At 63.2% G+C, this 22279-nt stretch carries 18 protein-coding genes and 1 tRNA gene; 13 read left to right on the top strand and 6 right to left on the bottom strand.

The features are described 5' to 3' along the window. Nucleotides 1–74 precede the first annotated feature (74 nt). Nucleotides 75–509: a hypothetical protein gene (locus Pan44_RS16090; protein ID WP_145031032.1), complete on the top strand. Its 435-nt coding sequence runs from the start codon at nt 75–77 to the stop codon at nt 507–509. A 69-nt stretch (nt 510–578) separates the two neighbouring features. Next, on the top strand, nt 579–1127 hold the full coding sequence (locus tag Pan44_RS16085) for a DUF1801 domain-containing protein (RefSeq protein ID WP_145031031.1): 549 nt from the start codon (nt 579–581) through the stop codon (nt 1125–1127). 11 nt (nt 1128–1138) lie between these two features. Here Pan44_RS16085 and Pan44_RS16080 read toward each other — a convergent pair whose 3' ends face one another. Together Pan44_RS16080 and Pan44_RS16075 are read right to left on the bottom strand one after the other, a co-directional pair. After that, complete coding sequence (locus tag Pan44_RS16080) at nt 1139–2011, bottom strand: formyltetrahydrofolate deformylase (protein ID WP_145031030.1); 873 nt, start codon at nt 2009–2011, stop codon at nt 1139–1141. A gap of 102 nt (nt 2012–2113) precedes the next feature. After that, nucleotides 2114–2740, bottom strand: coding sequence for a hypothetical protein (locus tag Pan44_RS16075; protein ID WP_145031029.1), 627 nt, complete (start codon nt 2738–2740; stop codon nt 2114–2116). Nucleotides 2741–2802: 62 nt separating this feature from the next. Between Pan44_RS16075 and Pan44_RS16070 the strand changes: the two genes are divergently transcribed. Then, nucleotides 2803–4269, top strand: a complete 1467-nt coding sequence (locus Pan44_RS16070) for a sulfatase family protein (protein WP_145031028.1) — start codon at nt 2803–2805, stop codon at nt 4267–4269. A gap of 412 nt (nt 4270–4681) precedes the next feature. Further along, a complete protein-coding gene (locus Pan44_RS16065; protein ID WP_197453375.1) occupies nt 4682–6676 on the top strand; it encodes a TolC family protein in 1995 nt (664 codons plus the stop codon). An 87-nt stretch (nt 6677–6763) separates the two neighbouring features. Here the strand turns inward: Pan44_RS16065 and Pan44_RS16060 are convergent, their stop codons facing one another. Further along, nucleotides 6764–9100: a carboxylesterase family protein gene (locus Pan44_RS16060; RefSeq protein WP_145031026.1), complete on the bottom strand. Its 2337-nt coding sequence runs from the start codon at nt 9098–9100 to the stop codon at nt 6764–6766. A gap of 119 nt (nt 9101–9219) precedes the next feature. Here Pan44_RS16060 and Pan44_RS16055 point away from each other — a divergent pair, with 119 nt between their 5' ends. Further along, nucleotides 9220–9915, top strand: a complete 696-nt coding sequence (locus tag Pan44_RS16055) for a class I SAM-dependent methyltransferase (protein WP_145031025.1) — start codon at nt 9220–9222, stop codon at nt 9913–9915. Nucleotides 9916–9985: 70 nt separating this feature from the next. On the opposite strand, the gene nadA is transcribed toward Pan44_RS16055, so the two are convergent. Next, nucleotides 9986–10996, bottom strand: coding sequence for a quinolinate synthase NadA (gene nadA / locus Pan44_RS16050; protein WP_145031024.1), 1011 nt, complete (start codon nt 10994–10996; stop codon nt 9986–9988). Between the two features lie 230 nt (nt 10997–11226). Between nadA and Pan44_RS16045 the strand changes: the two genes are divergently transcribed. The 6 genes from Pan44_RS16045 (at nt 11227) to tig (ending at nt 17701) form a co-directional block, all read left to right on the top strand. After that, nucleotides 11227–12318: a TerC family protein gene (locus tag Pan44_RS16045; protein WP_145031023.1), complete on the top strand. Its 1092-nt coding sequence runs from the start codon at nt 11227–11229 to the stop codon at nt 12316–12318. Between the two features lie 185 nt (nt 12319–12503). After that, the gene (locus Pan44_RS16040; protein ID WP_145031022.1) at nt 12504–13289 is read left to right on the top strand and encodes a peptidoglycan-binding domain-containing protein; all 786 of its coding nucleotides are present in this window, start codon (nt 12504–12506) and stop codon (nt 13287–13289) included. Nucleotides 13290–13446: 157 nt separating this feature from the next. Further along, nucleotides 13447–14886, top strand: a complete 1440-nt coding sequence (locus tag Pan44_RS16035) for a sulfatase family protein (RefSeq protein ID WP_145031021.1) — start codon at nt 13447–13449, stop codon at nt 14884–14886. Nucleotides 14887–14951: 65 nt separating this feature from the next. After that, on the top strand, nt 14952–15716 hold the full coding sequence (locus Pan44_RS16030; RefSeq protein ID WP_145031020.1) for a class I SAM-dependent DNA methyltransferase: 765 nt from the start codon (nt 14952–14954) through the stop codon (nt 15714–15716). Between the two features lie 144 nt (nt 15717–15860). Continuing rightward, a tRNA-Gly gene (locus tag Pan44_RS16025) sits at nt 15861–15933 on the top strand. 316 nt (nt 15934–16249) lie between these two features. Further along, a complete protein-coding gene (gene tig / locus Pan44_RS16020; protein WP_145031019.1) occupies nt 16250–17701 on the top strand; it encodes a trigger factor in 1452 nt (483 codons plus the stop codon). Between the two features lie 122 nt (nt 17702–17823). Here tig and prmC read toward each other — a convergent pair whose 3' ends face one another. Both prmC and Pan44_RS16010 read right to left on the bottom strand, forming a co-directional pair. Beyond that, a complete protein-coding gene (gene prmC, locus Pan44_RS16015; RefSeq protein ID WP_231754073.1) occupies nt 17824–18702 on the bottom strand; it encodes a peptide chain release factor N(5)-glutamine methyltransferase in 879 nt (292 codons plus the stop codon). A 58-nt stretch (nt 18703–18760) separates the two neighbouring features. Further along, entirely contained in the window at nt 18761–20053 is a 1293-nt protein-coding gene (locus tag Pan44_RS16010) for a PQQ-binding-like beta-propeller repeat protein (RefSeq protein WP_197453374.1), read from the bottom strand. Between the two features lie 240 nt (nt 20054–20293). Here Pan44_RS16010 and Pan44_RS16005 point away from each other — a divergent pair, with 240 nt between their 5' ends. Together Pan44_RS16005 and nuoF are read left to right on the top strand one after the other, a co-directional pair. Further along, a complete protein-coding gene (locus tag Pan44_RS16005; RefSeq protein ID WP_145031016.1) occupies nt 20294–20767 on the top strand; it encodes an NADH-quinone oxidoreductase subunit NuoE family protein in 474 nt (157 codons plus the stop codon). 46 nt (nt 20768–20813) lie between these two features. Further along, complete coding sequence (gene nuoF, locus Pan44_RS16000; RefSeq protein WP_145031015.1) at nt 20814–22139, top strand: NADH-quinone oxidoreductase subunit NuoF; 1326 nt, start codon at nt 20814–20816, stop codon at nt 22137–22139. Nucleotides 22140–22279: the final 140 nt, after the last annotated feature.

The following is a 22279-nucleotide window of genomic DNA, read 5'->3' as shown; positions in this document are numbered from 1 at the left end:
GTTTTCTGCCGGTCCACGGCGGTCCCGGACTTCCGAAGTCTGAGGACTGCCGTCTCTTCATCAGTGAGCCACTTATGCGGCTGAACGGCGCGGTTTCATTGTTGGTCACCAGCGTACTGGTGTCTCAGTTTCTCGGCTGCGGGAGCTCCGGTCCCGAACTGGCAAGCGTCACAGGTGTGATTACGCTCGACGGGAAGCCTCTTCCGAAAGTCGGCGTCGTCTTTCGCCCGTTGGGATCCGGCGCATCGCCTGCCTATGGCGGGACGAATCGCGATGGCAAGTACACGCTGATGTTCAGCCGCGACAGCGCTGGCGCGATGCCGGGGGACTACGAAGTCGATCTCGAAGTGACGAAGTACACGAAGTCCGAGATCGAGCAGATGAAAGCCGACGGAAATGAACCGCCGCCGCCAGTGACGCTTCCCAAACAGTACCGTCAGCCCGGCGCGCTGAAGGCGACGGTCAAATCGGGCGTCAACACGATCGACTTCGCGCTCGAGAGCAAATAGCAGGCTCGAGTGCGGCTGGCGACGGTCACCTTCGCGATTCTTCGTCCCGCTGATCTCCGGCGTGTCACCATGCAGAGCCAAGCGACGACGGTTGAACAATACCTGGCCGAGCTGCCGATGGACCGTCGGGCGACCGTGGAAACGGTCCGCAAGGTGATCCTGAAAAACATCGACCGCAAGCAGGTCGAAGAAGGAATGCTGTACGGGATGATCGGGTACTTCATCCCGTACAGCGTCTACCCGCCGGGGTATCACTGCCCGCCGAAGCAGCCGCTGCCCTACATCTGCCTGGCGTCGCAGAAGAACTACCTGTCGCTGTACATGATGGGACTGTACGAGGGGACCCGTGTCGCGCAGGAGTTCCGGGACGCCTGGAAGACGGCGGGCAAGAAGCTCGACATGGGGAAGAGCTGCATCCGGTTCAGGAAGGCGGATGACCTGGCGCTGGACGTGATTGCAGACGCGATCCGGAAGACGCCGGTCGCGTCTTACATAGCGCAGTACGAATCGGTTCTCAACGAACCGAAAGAGGTGCGGGCAGAGCGGCGTCAGGCGGCCGTCAGAAAGCAGGCGACGAAGAAGAAGGCCGCCGCCGCGAAGAAACGCAGCGCCCGTTGATTCTCCGGGGGCTACGGGGTTCGGGCCTGGCTGCTCACGACGCGGTGGAAGTGCAGCTCGACCTCGCGGTCGACAACGCGGCGGACTCCCTCGGACAGGCAGCGGGGTTCGTTGTCGCTTTGGCCGAGGCGAATCACTTCATCGAGTGACGTGCCGGGGAGCACGCTGAACGTTTCCTGGTGGATGGTCTGGTTGCCCGCATCGAGTTCCGGAACGATGAAGTGCGCGGTGGCGCCGAAGGTGAGCATGCGACGGGCGTAGGCGTCGGCATATGGCTGAGGCCCTGGGAAAGAGGGCAACAGGCCGTGGTGGAGGTTGATGATGCGTCCCCCGGCGAACTCCCAGCAGATGCTGGCGGGGAGGATTCTCATATAGCGGGCGAGGATGACGTAATCGATCTCGTACTGATCGATGAGACTGGTGAACAGGTCGTTGTCCGGTTCGCCCCTGGCGTCGCCGATGTTCACGAAGGGGACTTCGAACTGCTCGGCGATGCCCCGGCAACTGTCGCGGTTTCCGATGATGACTGCGGGCGTCGCCTTGAGGCGTTTGTCGCGGATGTCGCGCAGCAGGGCGAGCGGCGTTTCGGGTCGGTGGGTGGTGCAGATGGCGAGTCGCGGGGGACGGCTGTGTTCCTCGCGCGACCATGTGCGGATGGCGAGTCCCTTGGCCTCTCCGATGTCGCGCATGCGCTGCCGCAGAACGGCGACGGGCTCCTCGTCGGCCGGCCATTCCATGCGGAGAAACATGGCGAACTGGCGTTCGGAGTCGTGGTCGTACATCTGGATTTCGTGGATGTTCGCCCCGGCCGTCGCGACGTAGTGGACGATGGGGTCGGCGAGCCCTCGGTTATCGGGTCCGACGGCGGTGACAGTGACGTGCATGGATGACTTTCGGTGAACGCTGAGTGCGCTGGCCCCTGTGGAGCAGGCAGACTGATCATGTTGGGACCGATGTCCCGCGCGTGCAAGAACGAGCGCAACGCCTCACAAACTTTCATCGCTTTCCTCAAAAACCGGCGGTGCGGGGAGAGGCGCTTTCATCCGAGCCTCCAGCAGTTCTTCCGCTTCATCCGATTTCAGCCGCCGAAGGAGAACGTCTGGCTGCGTCAATCGCCGTTCACGGTTTTCGAGTTTGATTCCGTTCGGTTCGACGGACCGGATCTGCAAGGGAATCGTCATTTTCAGGTCGACACGATTGATCGCCAGCCTGAACCGGAACCACAACTGGCTGAAGAAACTGGACCGGACCAATACGGGATCAAACTGGAGAGCCAAGACTCCATCAGTCGCCCGCCATGTCCAAGGCGTGACCTGCCGGAATCGCGGTCGCGTCTCGACAACCGACTCGATGTCGACCGTCCCGTCGGCATGAAACCGTGCGACCGAGACAACGCCCGGTGGGCCAAATCCAGTCAGTTGCCAAGTTCCCACAAATCGATCATCGCCGCCGAGACGCGTGGACCGAGAAAGCAGCGAGCCTCCCAGGCATAGCACCATCAGCAACAAGACGAGCGCGAGGCTCCATCGCGGGAAACGGCGTCTCGGATCGATCCTCAGGGGGGCGGCGGACTGTGACTTTTCGGTTCGGCCCGCAATGATGTCGGCGGTCATGAGAGTCTCGCCTTCCGCACTTTGAAGTCACGGGAGGACTTTACTCCTCGAGGAAGAAATTCATGAAGCGATTTGTTCGTCTGGCCTGGATTTTCTTCATCATCCTGCCTGCAGGGCTGGCGGCGGACGCCTCGGCCGCATCGCGGCCCAATGTGTTATTCATCCAGACGGACGACCAGGGACCCTGGGCGCTCGGAGTCTCCGGACATCCTGATGCGAAGACGCCGAATCTCGACCGGCTGTTCCGATCGGGGGCGTGGCTGCGCAAGAGTTTCACGGTGACGCCGGTCTGCAGCCCGTCGCGGGCGAGCCTGATCACCAGCCGGTACGGCAGCGAACTGGGGATCACCGACTGGATCAACGAGAAGAACGAGCCGGACCTGGGACTGGCCCCGGCGACGCCGACCTGGACGAAGTCGCTGCATGACGCGGGCTATCGACTGGGGCTGATGGGGAAATGGCACCTCGGAGTCAACGACGAGTTTCATCCGTCGGTGTTCGGGTTCGATGTGTTCACCGGGTTCCGCAACGGCGGATCGGCGACGCAGAACGTCCCGCTCGAGTTTGCCGTCGCGACGGATCGCATGACCTGGACGAAGAAGCCGACTGAGGGATTCATCGTCGACGTCGTCACCGATGCGGCCTTGAAGTTTCTCGATGAGTCGGCCGCGGACGCGACGTCGGGGAAGCAGCCGTTCAGCCTGTCGGTGCATTACCGCGAGCCGCACACGCCGTGGGTGCCGGCGTCGGCGGAAGACTCGAAGCCGTTTGAAAACCTGGAGCCTCAGCGCCCGGTTCCCTCACATCCCGATCTCGACGTTGAGAAGTGGAAGACGAACACGCGGCGGTATCTGGCGAGCGTGGCGAGTGTCGACCGGAATGTGGGTCGTCTGCTCGACCGCCTGGAATCGCTGAAGCTTGCGGACAACACGGTCGTCATATTCACGAGCGATCACGGGTACAACGTGGGGCACCATGGGGTGCTGCACAAGGGGAACGGGATGTGGCTGACAAAGTCGTTTCCCGAGAAGACAGAGAATGTCCCGGCGCAGAGGCGTCCGAACATGCTCGACAGCTCCCTGCTCCTTCCGACCTGCATCCGCTGGCCGGGGGTGGTGAAGGCGGGAACGGTGATCGACCGGACGGTGACGCAGCTGGACTGGTTCCCGACGCTGCTGGCGATCACCCGGACGCCTGCGGTCGCCGGGTTGCACGGGCGGGACCTGACGCCGCTGCTGCGGGGCGAGAGCGTCGAATGGGACGACGATCTGTATGCGGAGTACAGCCCCCACAATCAGCTGCGGGCGGACATGCGGTGTCTGCGTTCGGGCGGGTGGAAGCTGACCTGCAACTTCCTCGAGCCGTTCCGCGATGAGCTGTATCACATCGCGAAAGATCCGCTGGAAGAGGAGAACCTGATGGCGTCGGAGCGGGCTGACGCGGTCGCGGCCAAGGCGAAGCTTCGCGCGCGGATTATTTCACGGATGCGAGAGCTGAAGGATCCGGTCGCTGTCCGCCTGGAAGAATAATCCGGTCGCACCGACTTTCCTGTCGCGCTTCGAGGGCGGGAGATTCCGGGCGGAAACTCCTGCGCCGACTTGAGCCAAACTGCTGGCCTCGTGACGCGCTGGCCAAGTGGCTTCGGCGCCGGGCGTCAGCGGCGTTGCGACAGTGATTCCCGGGGGTGGACCTGTGCGGGTGGTTCCGGCCGGAGTGGTCGATCCGCCTTTGTGGCGCAGGTCCGGAAATGCGTGACAGGCGCGGCAATCGGGCTGCGCCGGGCTGCAACGGGGCCGATTGTTCCGCCGATACGAGAGATGACCACGGATTGGGTGCTGCGGCATCGACCGGGGTCGTCGGTTGTACGTGTCTGTCGGAGAAGGCGACGTCCTTATGCCCTACCCCGCCCGCAATCTGGCCAGGATCTGTACCTGGTCCTTCATGGCATTCGCCGGAGCCGGCTGTAATCACGGCCAGCCGAAGATCGACTACTTTGGCGAGCCGCATGCCGAGGTCTGCAAGACGAACGCGACGGAAATCGATCACCCGGTGATCGAGGAATGTCCGAACCCGGACCTGCTGGCGTCGCACAAGCCGCACACGATCCGCGACAGGGCCCGAACGCAGGTTCGCGACATGTCGCTCGCGGAAACGGTCCACATCGCGCTGCAGAACAGTGAAGTGATCCGCTCGGCCGGCACCTTCCTGGCGCTCGGCAACTCGCTGCTGACGAATCCAGACGGCGCGGTGCGGACGGTGTACGACCCTGCGATCCAGGAGTCGGGGGTGCTGTTCGGCGGACGAGGCGTCGAGGCGGCTCTTGCCGACTTCGACGTGCAGTACAACTCGGTGCTGAACTTCTCCGGCAACCAGAACTTCAACAACTCGTTCGGGTTCCAGGACACCAACGCGGCCGAGTTTTCGAACGCCCTGTCGAAGAACTTCGCGAACGGCGGCTCGATCCAGGTGTTCAACGAGATCAACTACCTGCGGACGAACACACCCGGTCTGTTCGGGTCGAACTATTCGGGTGCGGCCGGCGTGACCTACCGCCAGCCGTTGCTCGCTGGAGCGGGTACGGAATACACGCGGATCGCCGGTCCGATCGCGAACAGCTTCGGCGGCATCTCCGGTGTGTCGCAGGGTGTTCTGATCGCGAAGATCAACAACGACCTGGCGATCTCCGACTTCGAGCTGGCAGCCCGGAACCTGATGCTCGACGTCGAGACCGCGTACTGGGATCTCTACTTCGCGTACCGCCAGTTCGACACCGCGATCGCGCTGCGAAACTCGTCACTCGACGCGTGGCGGCTCACGAAGAAGCGGGCCGGCCAGGTGGAAAACGTCCTGCCGGCCGACGAGGCCCAGGCACGAAACACCTACTACGCATCGCGGTCGATTGCGGAAACCGCACAGTCGAACATCTTCACGGCGGAAACCCGTCTGCGTCGGCTGCTGGCATTGCCGGTCAACGACGGCACGGTCATCCGGCCGATCGATGAGCCGGTGACGGCGGAAGTGCTTCCCGACTGGGAGGTGAGCCTGTCGGACGCGATGAACCGGCGCGTGGAACTCCGCCGCCAGAAGTGGAACATCAAGAGTCTGGAGCTGCAGCTCGTCGCCGCCCAGGACCTCACCCAGCCGCGGCTGGATGCTGTCGGTGGTTACCAGGTGAACGCATTCGGCGAGAACCTGTTCGACTACAACAATGGCAGCCCCTCCGGCGGGTACTTCTCGTCGCTGGGGAGCGCCGACCAGACGGGGTGGCAGGCTGGCGTGCAGATGAACGTCCCGCTCGGTTTCCGGGCTGCGAATGCCCAGGTGCGCAACTATGAACTGCGTGTGGCCCGCGCCCGCAAGCTGCTGGCCGCACAGGAACTCGAAATCGGTCACGAACTGGCCGTCGCGTTCCAGGAAGTCGATCGGTCGTACCAGACGATGCGTTCGAACTACCTGCGGTTCATCGCTGCAGAAGAAGACGTCGCCGGGCGCGAACCGCGATTCCGGCTGGGTGAAGAACTGATCGACGTCCTGCTGCGTGCCTATGAACGCCGGGCACAGGCCGAACAGACGTACTACGAAAGCGTGACGCAGTACAACCAGGCCCTGGCAACTCTGCAGCTCCGCCGTGGAACGCTGCTGGAATACAACGGGGTGCACCTGTCTGAAGGTCCCTGGGTCCCCGATGCGTACGGGGACGCAGCCCGGCAGCACAAGGCGCGGTCGTACGCCCGTCCGGACGACACGCTGTATCACGACCCGGCGGCCTTCTCGACCGACTACAAGACGCGTGAGATGCGTTACAGCACGCCGAAGTCGTCGTCTCCCCCGGAAGTCGAATCGTTCGAGCCGGGTGAGCCGCAGCCGACGCCGGCGGACGAGAAGCCGAAGACCACTGGAATCTCGGCGGGCGCCCTGGGGCGGACCGAGTCCTGAAAGACGGTCCGACAATCGCCACTCCCATGAAGGACGCGCCGGAAACGGCGCGTCCTTTTTCCGTGGATGTGCGACCTGATCGGTTCTTCAGCGCGAGGCTGGCTCGAACTCGAGCCAGATTCGTCCGCCGCGAACGGGGATGGCGTTGAGCCTGAGGCGGGCCGGGCCGACGGCCAGGTCGTCGACGGGGGAGGTCGTTCCCGCGTTGCCCGTCCATTCGCGCCACGCCGAGGCGAACGCATCGACGAGAACATCGCCGTTGAGCGAGGCGTCCGAGGGGGAGAATCCTTCGGCGAATTTCGCGTGCCCATGAAGCACGGGGTTCGCGTCCCAATTCATCGTGACGGTGCGGCCGCTGGTGTCGCCATTGAGCTCCACGGAGAGATTCTGGTCGAGGGAGAGGGTGCACTCCACGCATTTCTGCCAGGCGGCCGAGCGATCTCGCGGCCGGCGCGAGATTTCCAGCAGAACGGAGGGCGCGTGCAGCCGGAGAGAAAGCCGTGTCGGAGAATCGCCCTGCGCATCCGCCGGCGCCAGCGTGAATGGCCGGGGCAATGACAGGACCGTCCGCAGTTCGAAATCGTCCGCCCCTTCTGCGAGTCCCGGCGCCGCGCGGCGAAGCAGGCTCTCGTCTCCGAGCCGCGTGAGAGCGCTGTCGGGTGCGTCGCGGAGATCGAGACGCGCCTGGGGGTCGTCGGCAAAGACCTCGGCAACCGAGGACAGAATGCGCGGGGCGATTCCGACGATGACGCCCTGGCTTTCCCCTTCCACGATCGGCGTCGCGGTCGGAAATGCCGCGACAGACTCCGCCGTCGACGGACCTTCCACCGCGAGGCCGACCGTCACGGAGACCCCTCTGGAATCGGTCCGGATCCCTTCGGGAATCAATCGGATGCGCGGTGGGGCCGTCGGCAGAGGCCACAACAGCGACGCGAGAGAGTCGGGTGGAACCTGGACCAGTCGCTCCTCGATCCGTTCGATCAGGGGAGGAATCAACTCGCGGACAGCCGACTCGACGCGCGCCTTCGCGCGATACATCCCGCCGACGACTCCGACCTTCACGAGGTCGGGAGTGAGTCCAGGTCCGGATGCCCTGGCCCAGCCCGGCTCCGTGACGTACCAGTTGTCATCGGGGATCGTGAAGCGGATGTCGCGCTGTGTCAGGAGGATCTCCCCCCCCTGCACCCTTGGCCGGGTCGACACTTCCACCCAGACGGGCCGACGGCGGCCCAGCACAACATCAAACGGGCCGCAGCTGGCTTCGTATTCTCCGCCTGCCAGGTCTCCGCTCCCGCAGTGGAGCGTCAGATTCTTCAGGCCGACACGGATGACGAGCCGCTCCGCCTCAACCGCCGCGACCTGCGCCTCGGCCAGGTCCGCGGTCCATGTGATGTCGCGAATGCCGGCGCGGATCGTCGCCCCGCCGTAAGTGATCGATTGCTCGATGTCGGCCACCTGTCCCTGGAGGCGTTCGCGCGGGATCGCCTGGGGGATGCCGTGCGCCAGTTCCTCGAAGGCGGAGTTCCCGATGCGAATCGCGACGGCCCTGGCGATCACCGCCGAGGCTCGAAAGTCCCGCTCGGGAAGTCGATTCTGCTGCCGAATGCCTGCAAGCGATTTCGAGGACCAGTCGAGCGACTGTGGATTCACCGACGCGGGATCGAGCATCCAGCGTCGGACCTCGTCGCGCCCGAACACCACCTGCCACACGTCGTGCCCTTCTCCGTTGACGAGCGTGCTGGCGACGGTTCGTCCGGACTTCGCGGCCGCTGAAACCGCCTGTACCATCCGGGCCGGGTTGACGATCCGGTCGTCGGCGCCATGAATGGCCCACAGCGGCAGCCCGGCGGGGAGTTTCGAAGCCGTTTCCGCCGTTGCGCCGCCAGAGACGGAGAGCGCCGCGGACCAGAAGCCTGGCTCGCTTCCGGCTGCCACCTGCCAGACGCCAAACCCTCCCATCGACCATCCGGCCAGGATGCGACGGCTGGCATCGATCGAGTAGCGATGCTCCACGTCGGCCAGCATCTGCAGCGCGCGTCGACCGTCGGGATTCTGCGGCGACCAGGCCGTCAGAATCCGCTCATCAGTCTCCTCGACCTGCGGAAAGACGATGACGGCGGGAAACTGGTCGGGGTGCAGCTCAACAATGGCCCCCATCCCCACCGCCAGCTGGCGGCGTCCGTCGTGGCCGCGTTCCCCCGCGCCGTGCAGGGACAGAATGACGGGCCAGCGCCGGGAAGGATCATAGCCGGGGGGAAGAAAGACGACATAGCGATGGTCGCCTTGCTGATCGGTCAGCACCTCGTCGCGAAATTCGGCCGCCCGCACGGCGTTCGCCGGCGTTTCGTCGGCCCGCACGACTGTCGGCGCAATCCCTGCGAAGAGGATGGCGGAGAGCAGCAGGAACAGCGCGCGACAGCTCATCGGATCTTCGACTTCCGTGTGACAGGACCGGGCAGGCGTTATGGTCTGCAATCCCGCGGCCGTGTCGAGGCCGGGCGTTACGAATTCCGGAATCTTAGTCTCGTCGTCCTTTTCGCCTCATGCTCCATCTTCTCCCGCCTCTTCCCGCACTCCCTGGAGGATGGAAGGAAACCACGTTCGAGCTCCCCGGCCGGAAGCTGCAGATTATCCTTCCCGGGGACCCCGACCATCTTCTCGAAGACCCGGAAGTGCTCGCCGCCAATGAACGCGACGACTACATGCCGTACTGGTCGTATCTGTGGCCGGCGGCGGGCCCGTTCGCGCGCGCGATGCAATCGGCTCCGTGGCCGCGCGGGGCGGAAGTGCTCGACCTCGGTTCCGGCGTTGGTCTGACGGGCGTGTCAGGCCTGGTCCGCGGCGACCAAGTCATTTTCTCGGACTACGATCCGCAGTCGCTGCTGCTTTCGCGACACAACGCCGTCCGCAATGGTCTTGCCGATCCTGAGACGCTCCTGCTCGACTGGCGGCGACCGATGGAGCGGCAGTTCCGGGTGATCACCGGCTGCGAGGTGACGTATGAGAGGCGAAACCACGAGCCGCTGATCGCGTTGTTGACGTCGATGCTGGCCCCGACGCCGGAAGGAGAGTTTCCCTCCGTGGTGTGGATTGCGGATCCGGGACGGTATCACGCGGCTGCGTTCGTGGCGTTGGCGCGAGAGAGCGGGTTCGTGGTGACGATCCTCGACGAAGAGCTGAAGGAGCAGCCTGCTCCGAGAAGCAACGCGTTCCAGATCATGCAGCTGGTGCGGGGGTGACCGGGTACTCGGTACGAGGGGGGACGACAGTCTGTTGGTTCGATGGGCCCGCGGATCACTCCGCTGCGTCCTACTGCAGCAGGCTTCGGATCAGGACGTCGCGGGCGTCGTCGAAATAAGGCTGCCATGTGATTTCGGGCCGGCCGTCGCGCAGGCAGTCGCGCACCTTCTGGAGCGTGTTGCGGGCCATGTGCGGACAGCGATTGCAGGCACAGGTCTCACCGGTCGAGGTCATGATGCCGGGGACCGGGATGAAGGTGTGCTGCGGCGCGGCCTTGTGCAGCGGGTGGATCATGTTGGCTTCGGTCGCCACGAGGAAGGTCGTCGGCTCGGCAATCGCGGAAACGTGCTTCTTCATCTTCTCGGTGCCGCCGATCACGTCGGCATGCTCGAGGACGTTGCGCGGGCATTCCGGGTGCGCGATGACGACGGCCTTCGGATTGTTGCGTTTGGCGCGCAGGAGGTCCTGAATCGAGAAGACCTCGTGCACCATGCAGGAGCCGGGCCAGAGAATCATCGGGCGGCCGGTCACTTCCATGAGGTAGCGGCCCAGGTGCTGATCGGGAACGAACAGGATCTCCTTGTCCGCCGGAACGCGTTCGATGATCTCGCGGGCGTTTCCGCTGGTGACAATCCAGTCGCAGAGGGCCTTCACGGCCGCGGTGGTGTTGATGTAGGCGACCGTTTCGAACTGCCGCCCTTCCGCCCGCAGGTTGTCCTGGAAGGCCTTGAGGGCCGGGGCGGGACAGCTGTCGGCCAGCGAGCAGCCGGCGAGGAGGTCGGGCATCAGGACCCGTTTCTCCGGATTCAGGATCTTCGCCGACTCGCCCATGAAATGGACGCCGGCGAACACGATTGTGCCGGAGGTGACTTTCGTGGCGGCGCGGGCGAGCTGCAGGCTGTCGCCGCTGACGTCGGCGATGTCCTGGATCTCGCCATCCACGTAGTAGTGGGCGAGGATCGTGGCGTCCTTTTCGACCTTGAGCCGGTCGATTTCGTCCATCAGCGCAAGGGGATCCTCCGGAGGAGCGGGGACTCCGGCGAAGGCGTCGACAACAGGGAGTTCGAGCGAGGCTGACATGATTGAATCCTTTAATCGGCCATTATATCGGCGCAAGGGCGAGTTGACGCGCCGGAACGTGGCGGTAATCGGGAATTGAGGGTCGGAGGTAGGGATTGCCCGCGGGTCGCAGGATTCGGTGGTGGATTCCTGGTCCTGACAAGCCGCTGCGACCGTTCCTGTACCGTTGCGGGGCAGTCGACTACGCTGCCCCGCGCTTTTCGCCCGCCGCAGTCTTCTTCCCGCATTCCATGCAGACGTTTCTGATCTGGTCCGGCTTCCTGACCTTTATCGCCTTCATGGTCGCGCTGGACCTGGGGGTCTTCCACCGGAAATCGCACACGATTTCGATGAAGGAGGCGCTGAAGTGGACCCTGATCTGGGTCACGATGGCCCTCGCCTTCACCGGCGTCGTCTACTACCTCTATGACAGCGGGCTGCTGCAAGGGACTGAGCGGGTCGTCCAGCGGGTCGAAGGCAAACGCGTGGAGAAAGAGGTCCCGCTGAGCGGGATGAACGCGGCTCTCGTCTACCTTGCGGGGTACGTGCTGGAGTACTCGCTGTCGGTCGACAATATCTTCGTGATCGCCCTAATCATCGCGGCGTTTCGCGTCCCACCTGCGGAACAGCATCGCGTCCTGTTCTGGGGTGTTCTAGGGGCGGTCGTGTTTCGAGGGCTGATGATCGCGGGGGGAACCGCCCTGATCAAAGAGTTCCACTGGATGATGTATGTCTTCGGGGTACTCCTGCTGTATTCCGCGTGGAAGATGTTCAAGGCGGGCGAAGAAGAGATCGAGGTCGAGAAGACCCTCGTCGTGCGGATGGTGAGGAAGTTCTATCCCGTCACGACCCAGTACCACGGCAGCCAGTTCTTCGCCGAAATCAACGGTGTGCGGCACGTGACGCCGCTGTTCCTGACGATCCTGCTGGTGGAAGGGACGGACGTGATGTTCGCCCTGGATTCGATTCCGGCGGTCATCGGGCTGACGCAGGAATCGTTCATCGTGTTCACGTCGAACATCTTTGCGATCCTCGGGCTGCGCTCGCTCTATTTCGCGCTGGCCGGGCTGATGGACAAGTTCCGCTACCTGAAGACGGCGCTCGTCGTGCTGCTGGCGTTCATCGGGATCAAGATGATCCTGCAGGCGAGCGGCCTGGGGCACATTCCGATCGGGATTTCGCTGGGTATCATCGCGGGAATCCTGGCGACGGGCGTTGTGGCCTCGCTGGTGGCGAGCGCGCGGGAAGATGCGGCGGGGGAAGGTCATCTCGATCACCGCCCGCACCACCCGGTGAATCCGGGAGCGGGCCCGTCGGTGGATGTTCACGACGAGGACGCCTGATCCGCCTGCGAGCCAGTTCAGACCGGAAGCCGGTTCTTGAAAAGTTGGCCCCGCCCCTGGGGTGATGCAGGCGAGAACACAAGATTCTCCGCGGATGCTGTTGCATTGGCGAGTCGATTCCGCCATTGCAAGTGTTGGCTAATCCGACACAAGAACGTCATCCTCCGCCAGTTCTGGAGAATCTCATGCAGGGCACGCTGAGAACGATCGGGCAAGCGCCGGACAGCTACGACTGTGGTTATTTCGCCGGCTTCGCGCTGAATCTCGTGAATCGCTACGGGGAGGGCACCGGCTCAGTGATGTTCAGCGATGAGGACGTCTATGACGCCCGGAACATGTACCTGGGCGGTGGCGATTTCAGGCCGCTGATGGATTCCAGCAAGGCCGTCAATTCTTCGATTGAGATGCAGGATTACCTGCGGGTCCTCGGATGCGACGCCGGGTATTCGTCGCAGTACTTCAGCCGACTGAGAGGCGAGCAGGAACTTCGCAGGCTGGTGATGCCGCGCGTGCCCCGAGTCGAGTCTCGACAGGGCGCCCTGCTGGCGATCGGTTCCATCGTGTCCGGACACTGGATTTGTGTTCTTGGACACGCCAAGGGGCGTGGAATGGAGAACCTTCCGAGGCTGTGGAGGGGCATGCCGAACGAGAAGGTTCCCCTCCTGCAGGCCGCGCTGAACAAATGGCGGCCCGAACTGCCCCAACTCGATGTCGATGGAATCTTTGGCGTGAAAACCGAGGCCCGTGTCCGCGAGTTCCAACAGGCCGCGAGAATCAACGTCGACGGGATCGTTGACCAGGAGACGTGGGTCCACCTCGACGAACAGACGGGAGGCCATGGAAACAACGACGTGTATCACATCTACAACCCTCTCGAACGAAACTCCCAGTTTCTGTTTGAGTTGAGCGCTGCAGAGTTCATCAAGAAGTTGTCGGTCCCCGGGGTCAGCCTGCTGATTTCACCCGGTTGAGCGGGACGGGCTCAGAGTCTCGAGAGGCCAGGCACCGCAACGGAAGCTGCGCGGTTCTGGAAGAATTTCCATGTCAGTGTCGCCTGCACTGGCGTTGCCGCATCGGTGGAGGCATGATCCTTGCGATCAACGACTCCTTTCTCCAAGGCGGCCGCCGATGAAAGCCATTCTGACACTTTTGGCCTGCCTGGCCGCTTTGCCTCACCCGACCTTCGCCCAGGATCGCGTTCCGAACGTCGTCATCATTTACACGGATGACCAGGGCTACGGCGACCTGGGCTGCTTCGGGTCGAAGACGCTGGACACGCCGAATATCGACCGGATGGCGGCGGAAGGGGTCCGGATGACGGATTTCTACGTGGCGCAGGCGGTCTGCGGCGCGTCGCGGGCGGCCCTGCTGACCGGCTGCTATCCCAACCGGATCGGCATGCTGGGAGCGCCCGGTCCGAAGACGCAGCACGGGATTCACTCGGAGGAGGTGCTGCTGCCGGAGATCTGCAAGCAGAAGGAGTACGCGACGGGGATGTTCGGGAAATGGCACCTGGGCCATCACCGGCAGTTCCTCCCCGTGCATCACGGGTTCGACACGTATTTCGGGCTCCCGTACTCGAACGACATGTGGCCTTTTCATCCGACGAACCCCAAGGCGTACCCTCCCCTGCCGATGATCGAGGGGGACAAGATCGTCGACGCCGATGTGACGGCCGATGACCAGCCCTACCTGACCACCTGGTACACCGAACGGGCGGTGAAGTTCATCGAGGCGAATCACGAGAAGCCGTTCTTCCTGTACGTGGCGCACAACATGGTGCACGTGCCGCTGTTCGTGTCGGACAAATTCCGAGGGAAGAGCCGTCAGGGGCTGTACGGCGATGTAGTGATGGAGGTCGACTGGTCGGTCGGGGAGATTCTCGGGGCGATCAAGAAGCAGGGGCTCGACGAAAAGACGCTCGTGATTTTTGCGACCGACAACGGCCCGTGGCTTTCCTATGGGAACCACGCCGGATCGGCGGGACCGCTGCGTGAAGGCAAAGGGACGACGTTCGAGGGGGGCGTGCGCGTGCCGTGCGTGATGCGCTGGCCTGGAAAGATTCCTGCCGGAACCACATGCCAGGAGCCGGTGATGACCATCGACCTGTTGCCGACAATCGCCCGGCTGATCGGAGCGGCCTTGCCTGCCCACGCGATCGACGGACTGGACGTCTGGCCGCTGATTTCGGGTCAGGCTGGAGCCAGGTCACCGCATGACGCCCTCTATTTTTACTGGGACAAGGAGCTGCAGGCGGTGCGCAGCGGCGACTGGAAGCTGCATTTTCCCCACAAGTACCGGAGCCTGGCAGAGGCGCCCGGCATGGAGGGGCGGCCGAACGGATATCGTCAGCAGACGACGGAGGCGGCGCTCTACAACCTGCGGTCGGACGTGGGCGAAACGAGGAATCTGATCGACGAGCAACCTGAGGTGGTGAGCCGGCTGAGGCGTCTCGCGGAACAGGCCCGGGCGGACCTCGGCGATTCGGCGACGATGCAGACCGGGAGCGGCACCCGTCCGCCCGCCATGGTGCGGCTGATCGCCCCGGATCCGGCTTCCTCGGAATGAACGTTCCAGTCACACTCCGCCGCAGGCAATGGATGCCGAACCAGTGAACATTGCGGAGGTGGTGAGTGAGCGGCGACGACCAACAGCAGTGGAATTCGCCCCAAGCGGCCGTCTTTCAGGAACGCGCGGCCCACTACGCCGATTTCTATTCCGACAAGAAGTCGAGCATTACCTACAACTTCCACCGACGGCTGGAAATCGCGAGTGATTTCGCGAGCGGCTTCAGTGGGGCGCTCCTCGATTGCGCGTCCGGGACCGGGGAAGTGACGGAGTCGATCCTGTCCTCGGGCAGGTTCCGCGAGGCCACAGTCGTCGACCTCTCCACGAACATGCTGCAACAGGCGCGGCAGCGTCTGGAGCGTCACGAGGGGAAGATCCGGTTCGACTTCGTCAACCAGGACATTTTTTCTTTCCGTCCGACGAATGTGTCGGGTTCCTACAACCTGATTCTCTGCCTGGGACTGATTGCCCACACGGGCAGGCTGGAGGAATTGCTGCGACACCTGGGGGCGATGCTGGCGCCGGGAGGCGGAATTCTCCTGCAGTCGTCGCTGTCGGGTCACGTGGGGAACCGACTGAAGACGATGTGGACAGGCCGGCGTTCCGAACAACAGGAGGGATATAAAATCTCCTATTTTCGGCTGGATGACATTGAAAAGGGTGTCGAGGCGGCCGGGCTGACGATCCGCCGCCAGCAGCGTTATCGCCTGGGAATTCCCTTCGCGAACCGCATCTGGCCGGCCGGGGTTTATGGGGCCGAGCGTCTACTGGACGTTGTTGCGCGCCGGATTGGAGGGGAGGCAGTGTTCCTGCTGCAGCGGCCATCCTGAGGACATCAGACGAACCGGGCTATTGGCTGAAGTGTCGTCTCTCTTCGGGACGAAAATGTTCAGACAAGTCGTCGCTTGACGACCCGAGCGAACTGTTCATAATCCGCGTTCGCATTTGCGGCGGGTTGAGGCCAGTCGCGAGTTGCGGGTGTAGCTCAGTTGGTAGAGCACCACGTTGCCATCGTGGATGTCGAGGGTTCAAGTCCCTTCACCCGCTCTGTTTCGTTCACATCGACACCAAGTCGATGCGGATGATTCCGAGACCAGTTTGATGTGAGTGGTTCCGACATCGGGTCGGCACGGACGGCGTCGAAGTCGAGTCGACGGCGCCACTTCGGCAGAGAATCTGCCGGAGGAACGAATCGGGCACTGGCCCGTTTCGAGAGATAGACAACACAGCGTGGCGCCAGGCGGCTATACTGTCGCCACCGTGCATCAGCCGGCGCAGGATCGGTTCGACCGGTATCGGTTTGACTGGCTGCGTGCCGGCGATTTTTTTCGGTGCAGGCGCCGTATTCCGGACGAGGATGACCATGGCTGAGAAAGAAACCGCCGTCGCTGAGGCGGTCGCCCCTGCCCCGGGCGAAGCGAAGCTGAAGCTCGACGTCGAAGTCTCCCCCGTCGGCCCCTGCAAAAAGCACGTCCGGGTGAAGATCGCTCGCGCCTCGCTGGACGAGGTCGAAGGGTCGGTCATCGACCGTTTCGCCGGCGAAGCCCAGGTTCCGGGATTCCGCGTTGGTCACGTTCCTCTGGCGCTCGTGAAGAAGCGTTTCAAGAAGGAACTGAACGAGCAGATCAAGCAGCGGGTGCTCATGCAGAGCCTCGAACAGCTTGCGGACGAAAAGGACCTCGATCCGATCAACGAGCCTAAGCTCGACCTGGACGCGATCGACATCCCGGATGACGGCGACTTCGAATACGAATTCGACGTCGAAGTGCGTCCCGAATTCGATCTGCCGAAGTACAAGGGCCTGAAGATCGAGCGGCCTGTCCGCGAGATCTCGGAGCAGGATATCGACGACCACCTGTCGCGTTATCTCGAGCAGTACGGCCAACTGACGCCGATTGAAGAGCCGGCCCGCGACGGCGACTTCCTGACCGTGAACATCGAGTTCGCGAAGGATGGGGAAGTCGTCAAATCGCTGCAGGAAACGTCCCTGCGAGTCCGCCCCACCCTGCGGTTCGCCGACGGTGAAATCACCGGATTCGACAAGCTGATGACCGGCGTGAAGGCCGGCGACGTCAAGGAAGCCACGGTCACAGTGTCGCTGGAAGCTCCGACGATCGAGCTCCGCGGCGAGAAAGTGACCGCGAAGTTCGAAGTGCTGGATGTGAAGCGCCTCGACACGCCTGAGCTGAACGAGGAATTCCTGACCCGCCTGAACGTGACGTCGGAAGAGAGCCTGCGGAAGCTGATCCGCGGCAACCTCGAGCGGCAGGTGACCTACACGCAGCGTCAGCAGACGCGCTCGCAGGTGCTTGGCCAGATCACCGAATCGGCCAAGTGGGACCTGCCGGAAGAGCTGGTTTCGAAGCAGGTCAACAACGCCCTGCGTCGCGAAATCCTCGAAATGCAGCAGGCCGGCTTCACCAGCGACGAAATCCTGACGCGGCAGAACGAACTGCGTCAGAAGTCGCTGACGATGACCCGCCGGAACCTGAAGGAACACTTCGTTCTCGACCGCATCGCGGAAGAGGAAAAGCTCGAAGTCACCGGCCAGGAAATCAACGACGAAATCCTGCTGATGGCGCTCCAGAGCGGCGAGAATCCCCGCCGTGTCCGCAGCCGCCTGCAGAAGTCGGGCGTCATCGAGAACCTCGAAGCCCAGATCCGCGAGCGTAAGGCGGTCGACGTGATCCTGGAGAGCGCGACGTTCAAGGACGTGCCGATGGAACTCCCCGCAAGCCGCGACGTGTACTCGGTCGAATACTCGATCTGTCCCGAGACGGAAGCGGCGGAAGCGGAAGTCGCCGCCGAAGAGTAATCGCAAGCGTCTGCCCCGGCAGGCGATCACAGAATCGAAAACACCCCTGCCGCGTTGACCGGCAGGGGTGTTTTTTTGTCGGGACACAGGCAACGTCGCACCGGGGCAGCGTCGCACCGGCGTCAGGCCGATCGACGGCCCTTGATGACGCGGACGACGCCGAAGAGATCTTTCACGGCGGAGACGTCAGTGAATCCGGCCTCGCGCAGGATCTGCTGCGCGGGCTCACCCTGCTCCGGGCTCAGTTCAAAGAGAATCGCTCCGCCCGGAACGAGCCGCGACGACGCCTCCTGCATGATGCGGCGGAGCACATCGAGGCCATCGGGACCGCCATCGAGGGCCGCATGAGGCTCGTAGCTCTTCACGTCGGCGTCGAGCCGCTCGATTTCAGGCGTCGTGACGTACGGCGGATTGCAGGCGATCACATGGAAGGTGGCGTCGGCAGCCAGCGGTTCGAAGAGGTCCCCCTGAAGTACGGTGACCCGCTCAGCGACCGAGTGGTTTTCCGCGTTTTTCGCCGCGAAGGCAGCGGGCGCATCGTTCTGATCGATGCAGATGACGCTGGCCGAGCGAGAGTTGACGGCGATCGACACTCCAACGGCTCCCGAGCCGGTGCAAAGGTCGAGGACGCGAGGATTCTGGTGGCCGCAGGTTTTGAGGGCTTCCAGCGATTCGAGGACAAGGGTTTCGGTCTCTGGTCGCGGAATGAAGACGCCGGGTCCGACTTCGAACTTCAGGCTGAAAAACTCCCGATAGCCCACCAGGTAGGCGACGGGCTCGCGTGCGCCCCGACGTTTCACCAGTTCGCGCATCCGGGAACGGACGTCCGGGGAGAGGGCATCCTCGAAATGCGTATAGAGCTTGATCCGGGGCCAGCCGCAGGCATGGGCCAGAAGAACCTCCGCCTCGAGACGGGGCGATTCGCTTCCATGCTCCTTGAGGTAGCCGATCGTCCAATCGAGAACACGGCGGACGGTCCATTCCGTTGTTTCGGAAGCCAAAGTCGTCCGCCCCTGCCCGTTGCCGTCGTGACTGCCTGGTAATCCCTGCCAGGGGGTACTATTTCGCCAGGGGTGCAGCGATGCAATAGAGGGCCTTGTTCGACCTGAGAAACATCTCGTCGCCGGAGAGCGCCGGGGTTCCATTGAAATCGGAATCGTCGGTTTCAATCGTGTTCAACGCCAGTTCCTCGTACTCGGGCTTCGCAGCGAAGACGATCGTGCCGCCGCGCGAGGTGACCTGGTAAATGCGGCCGGCAGCCGCGACGGGCGACGAGTAGAGCTTTCCGGAATCGCGTCCGAGGCTGGTGCGGCCCTGAAAGACCGTCTTTCCGGTGGCGGCGTCGATGCAGGTGGCGATGCGCTGGTCGTTGAGCCAGTAGAGCCGCCCATCGACCAGAACGGGGGTCGAAGTGTAGGAGCCGGGCTGGGCCTTCCAGACGACGCTGGAGTTGGTGACGTCCCCTTTTCCATCGAGTTTCAGGGCGACCGTCGATGAGCCGCGGCCGCCGAAGAGATAGGCGGTCTGGCCGTGGACGATCGGCGTCGGGGACGCTGCGCCGGAGCGTCCGAATTCACCGTACCAGCGGAGTTTTCCCGTGGCGGGGTTTACGCCCCAGGCTTCCTGGCGGCCGGAAACGACGATATCGGTCCGTTCGTCGCTGATTTTCGCGATGGCCGGGGCTCCGTAGGCCGACTCGAGATTCGTCCCTTCGGCTTTCCAGACTTCTTCACCTGTCTTCTTATTGAGGCCTCGAAGTGACAGGCTCTCATCGGAGGCATTGACGACGAGGAGATCGCCGACGAGGACGGGGCTGGCGGCCGAGCCCCAGCGCATGGGGCTCGATTCCTTGCCGACGTTGTGCCGCCAGAGTTCGCGGCCATCGAGATCGAAGGCGAGGACGCCGGTCTTTCCGTAGAAAACGTAGATTCTTTCGCCGTCCGTGACCGGGGTATGGCTGGCATAGCCATGCTCGCGCAGCATGCTCTGATAGGGGTCCTCCGGCGAATCGGCGGCGGTGACGGTGTTCCAGACGATTTTTCCGGTAGCTCTGTCGACGCAGACGAGATGGCGTTTCAATTCAGAAATCGCCCCATCCGGACCATCGGGCACTCCGTAGCCGCTGTAGCAGGTGACGTAGAGACGGTCGCCGAGCACGATGGGGCTTGATGCCCCCGGCCCGGGGAGCGGGCAGGTCCAGCGAAGATTCTCGGCGGCGGACCATTTGACGGGGGGATTCCCCTGCCCGCTGGCCTGACCATCGGAGCCTCGAAACGCGGTCCAATCTTCGCCGAATCCGCACGTCGTCCATGCCAAAACCAGTCCGACCGACGCGATGGTGACTCGATTCACAGTTTTGCTCCGTGACGATGGCGACGACTGGCCAAACGCGAAGGTCAGGTCGAAGAAAGAGGTCGGCGAGGGATGGCAAATCCGTGGCGCCGGGGATGAAACCGCCCAAGTTCGGGAAGGTTCCGGACAATTCATTCCCAAGCGGGCGAATCCGTGAAACCGGGTGCTTGATGCCCGCTCCCTGATTGACCTACGATCCGGCCGAACCAGCCAGAATTCCCCGTTGCGGCGTTGTTTCCCATGAGTGTGCTTAGCGAGAGCCTCCGCGAGAAAATCCGGGCCCTCTTTCCCAACTATCCGAACAAGCGCGCGGTGACGCTTCCGGCCCTGCACCTGGTGCACGACGAGATGCGGCAGGTGTCGATCGAGGCGATCCGTGAGATCGGGCAGTTGCTGGAGCTTCATCCGTCGGAAGTGCACGACACGATGACGTTCTACAACTTCTTCAAGGATGAGAAACATCCCCTGGGGAAGCATCGCGTGTGGGTCTGCCGCAGCATCGCCTGCGCGCTTCGCGGCGGCGAAGAACTGCTGGCCCACGCCTGTGAAAAGCTGCATGTGGGGCCCGGCGAAACGACGAAAGACGGCCGGATCACACTTGAGTTCGCCGAGTGCCTGGGCGCCTGCGAAGGAGCTCCGTGCGTGCTGGTCGACGACAACTGCCACATGAACCTGACGCCGGAGTCGTTCGACGAATTGTCGAAGACGCTCTGACTTCGTCGCTCCCGGTTACCGTGGCCAACGTTTCTGAAGAACTGACATGCCTGCCTTTGAACCCGTCCTTCTCGCCCGCGTCAACAAGCCGAACTCGGCCGCACTGGAGGGCTATCGCGCCGACGGCGGTTACGAAACGCTGAAGAAGGCATTGGGCATGAGCCCGGCGGAAGTCACCGACCTGGTGAAGAACTCGGGCCTCCGCGGACGCGGCGGCGCGGGATTTCCGACGGGCCTCAAGTGGACGTTCCTGCCGAAGGACCATCCGGGCCCGGTGTACCTGTGCATCAACGCGGACGAATCGGAGCCGGGGACGTTCAACAACCGGATCCTGATGGAATACGACCCGCATCAGCTGATCGAAGGGATCGCGATCGCCTGCTATGCGATCAAGTCGAACCGGGCGTACCTGTACCTCCGTTACGAATACGGCAAGAGTTACCGGGTCCTCGAGAAGGCGATCCAGGAGTGCTACGCGGCGGGCATCCTGGGCGACAACGTTCTCGGCCAGGGATTCCAGCTCGACATCGTGCTGCATCGCGGAGCCGGGGCTTACATCTGCGGCGAAGAGACGGGACTGATCGAGAGCCTGGAGGGGAAGCGTGCCTGGCCGCGCATCAAGCCCCCCTTCCCGGCCATCGAAGGGCTGTTCCGCAAGCCGACGATCGTCAACAACGTCGAGACACTGTGCTGCGTGACGCATATCGTCAACCGGGGCATCGAGTGGTTCAAGTCGATCGGCATTCCTCCGGAGTCGGGTAATCCGCGCGACGCGGGCAGCTATGGCCCGAAGCTGTACACGGTCGCCGGCCACGTGAATAACCCAGGGTGCTTCGAGCTGCCGATGGGCGTGACGGCCCGCGAGCTGATCGACGTGCACGCCGGCGGCGTCTGGAAAGGGCGCAAGGCGAAAGCCGTGGTGCCGGGCGGCATCAGCATGGGATTCTTCTCGGCTGATGAGCTCGACACGCCGCTGGACTTCGCCGGTCCGGGCAAGCGCGGATGCCTGGGTCTGGGAACCGCGGCCGTCGTGGTCGTGGACGACCAGACCTCGATGGTCGACGTGCTGTACAACTGCTGCCGGTTCTTCTCGCACGAATCGTGCGGCCAGTGCACGCCGTGTCGTGAAGGAACGGCATGGATGACGAAGATCCTCGAGCGAATCCGCGCGGGGCATGGCCGCCTCGAAGACCTCGACCTCCTGATGGAAGTCGCCAGTTCGATGGGCATCATTCCGGGGACGACGATTTGCGGCCTGTCGGATGGAGCGGCGTGGCCGGTGAAGAACGCTCTGACGAAGTTCCGGCCGGAATTCGAGGAGTACATCAAGTCGGGCCGCAAGAGCGTGGACCCGGTGCATTACGCTCACTGAGATGACTGTCAGCGGATTCGGAACCCCGGCCTCGTTCGAGCGGCCGGGGTTCTTGCATTTCATCGATCCGTTTGACGACCTTATCGAGACGACTCACACTGCGGGTTCCCCGTCGTTTTCAGCCATCTGAAAGGGGGGTC

The sequence above is a fragment of the Caulifigura coniformis genome (assembly GCF_007745175.1).
Lineage (GTDB): Bacteria > Planctomycetota > Planctomycetia > Planctomycetales > Planctomycetaceae > Caulifigura > Caulifigura coniformis.
This window is presented reverse-complemented; position numbering and strand designations above follow the sequence as displayed.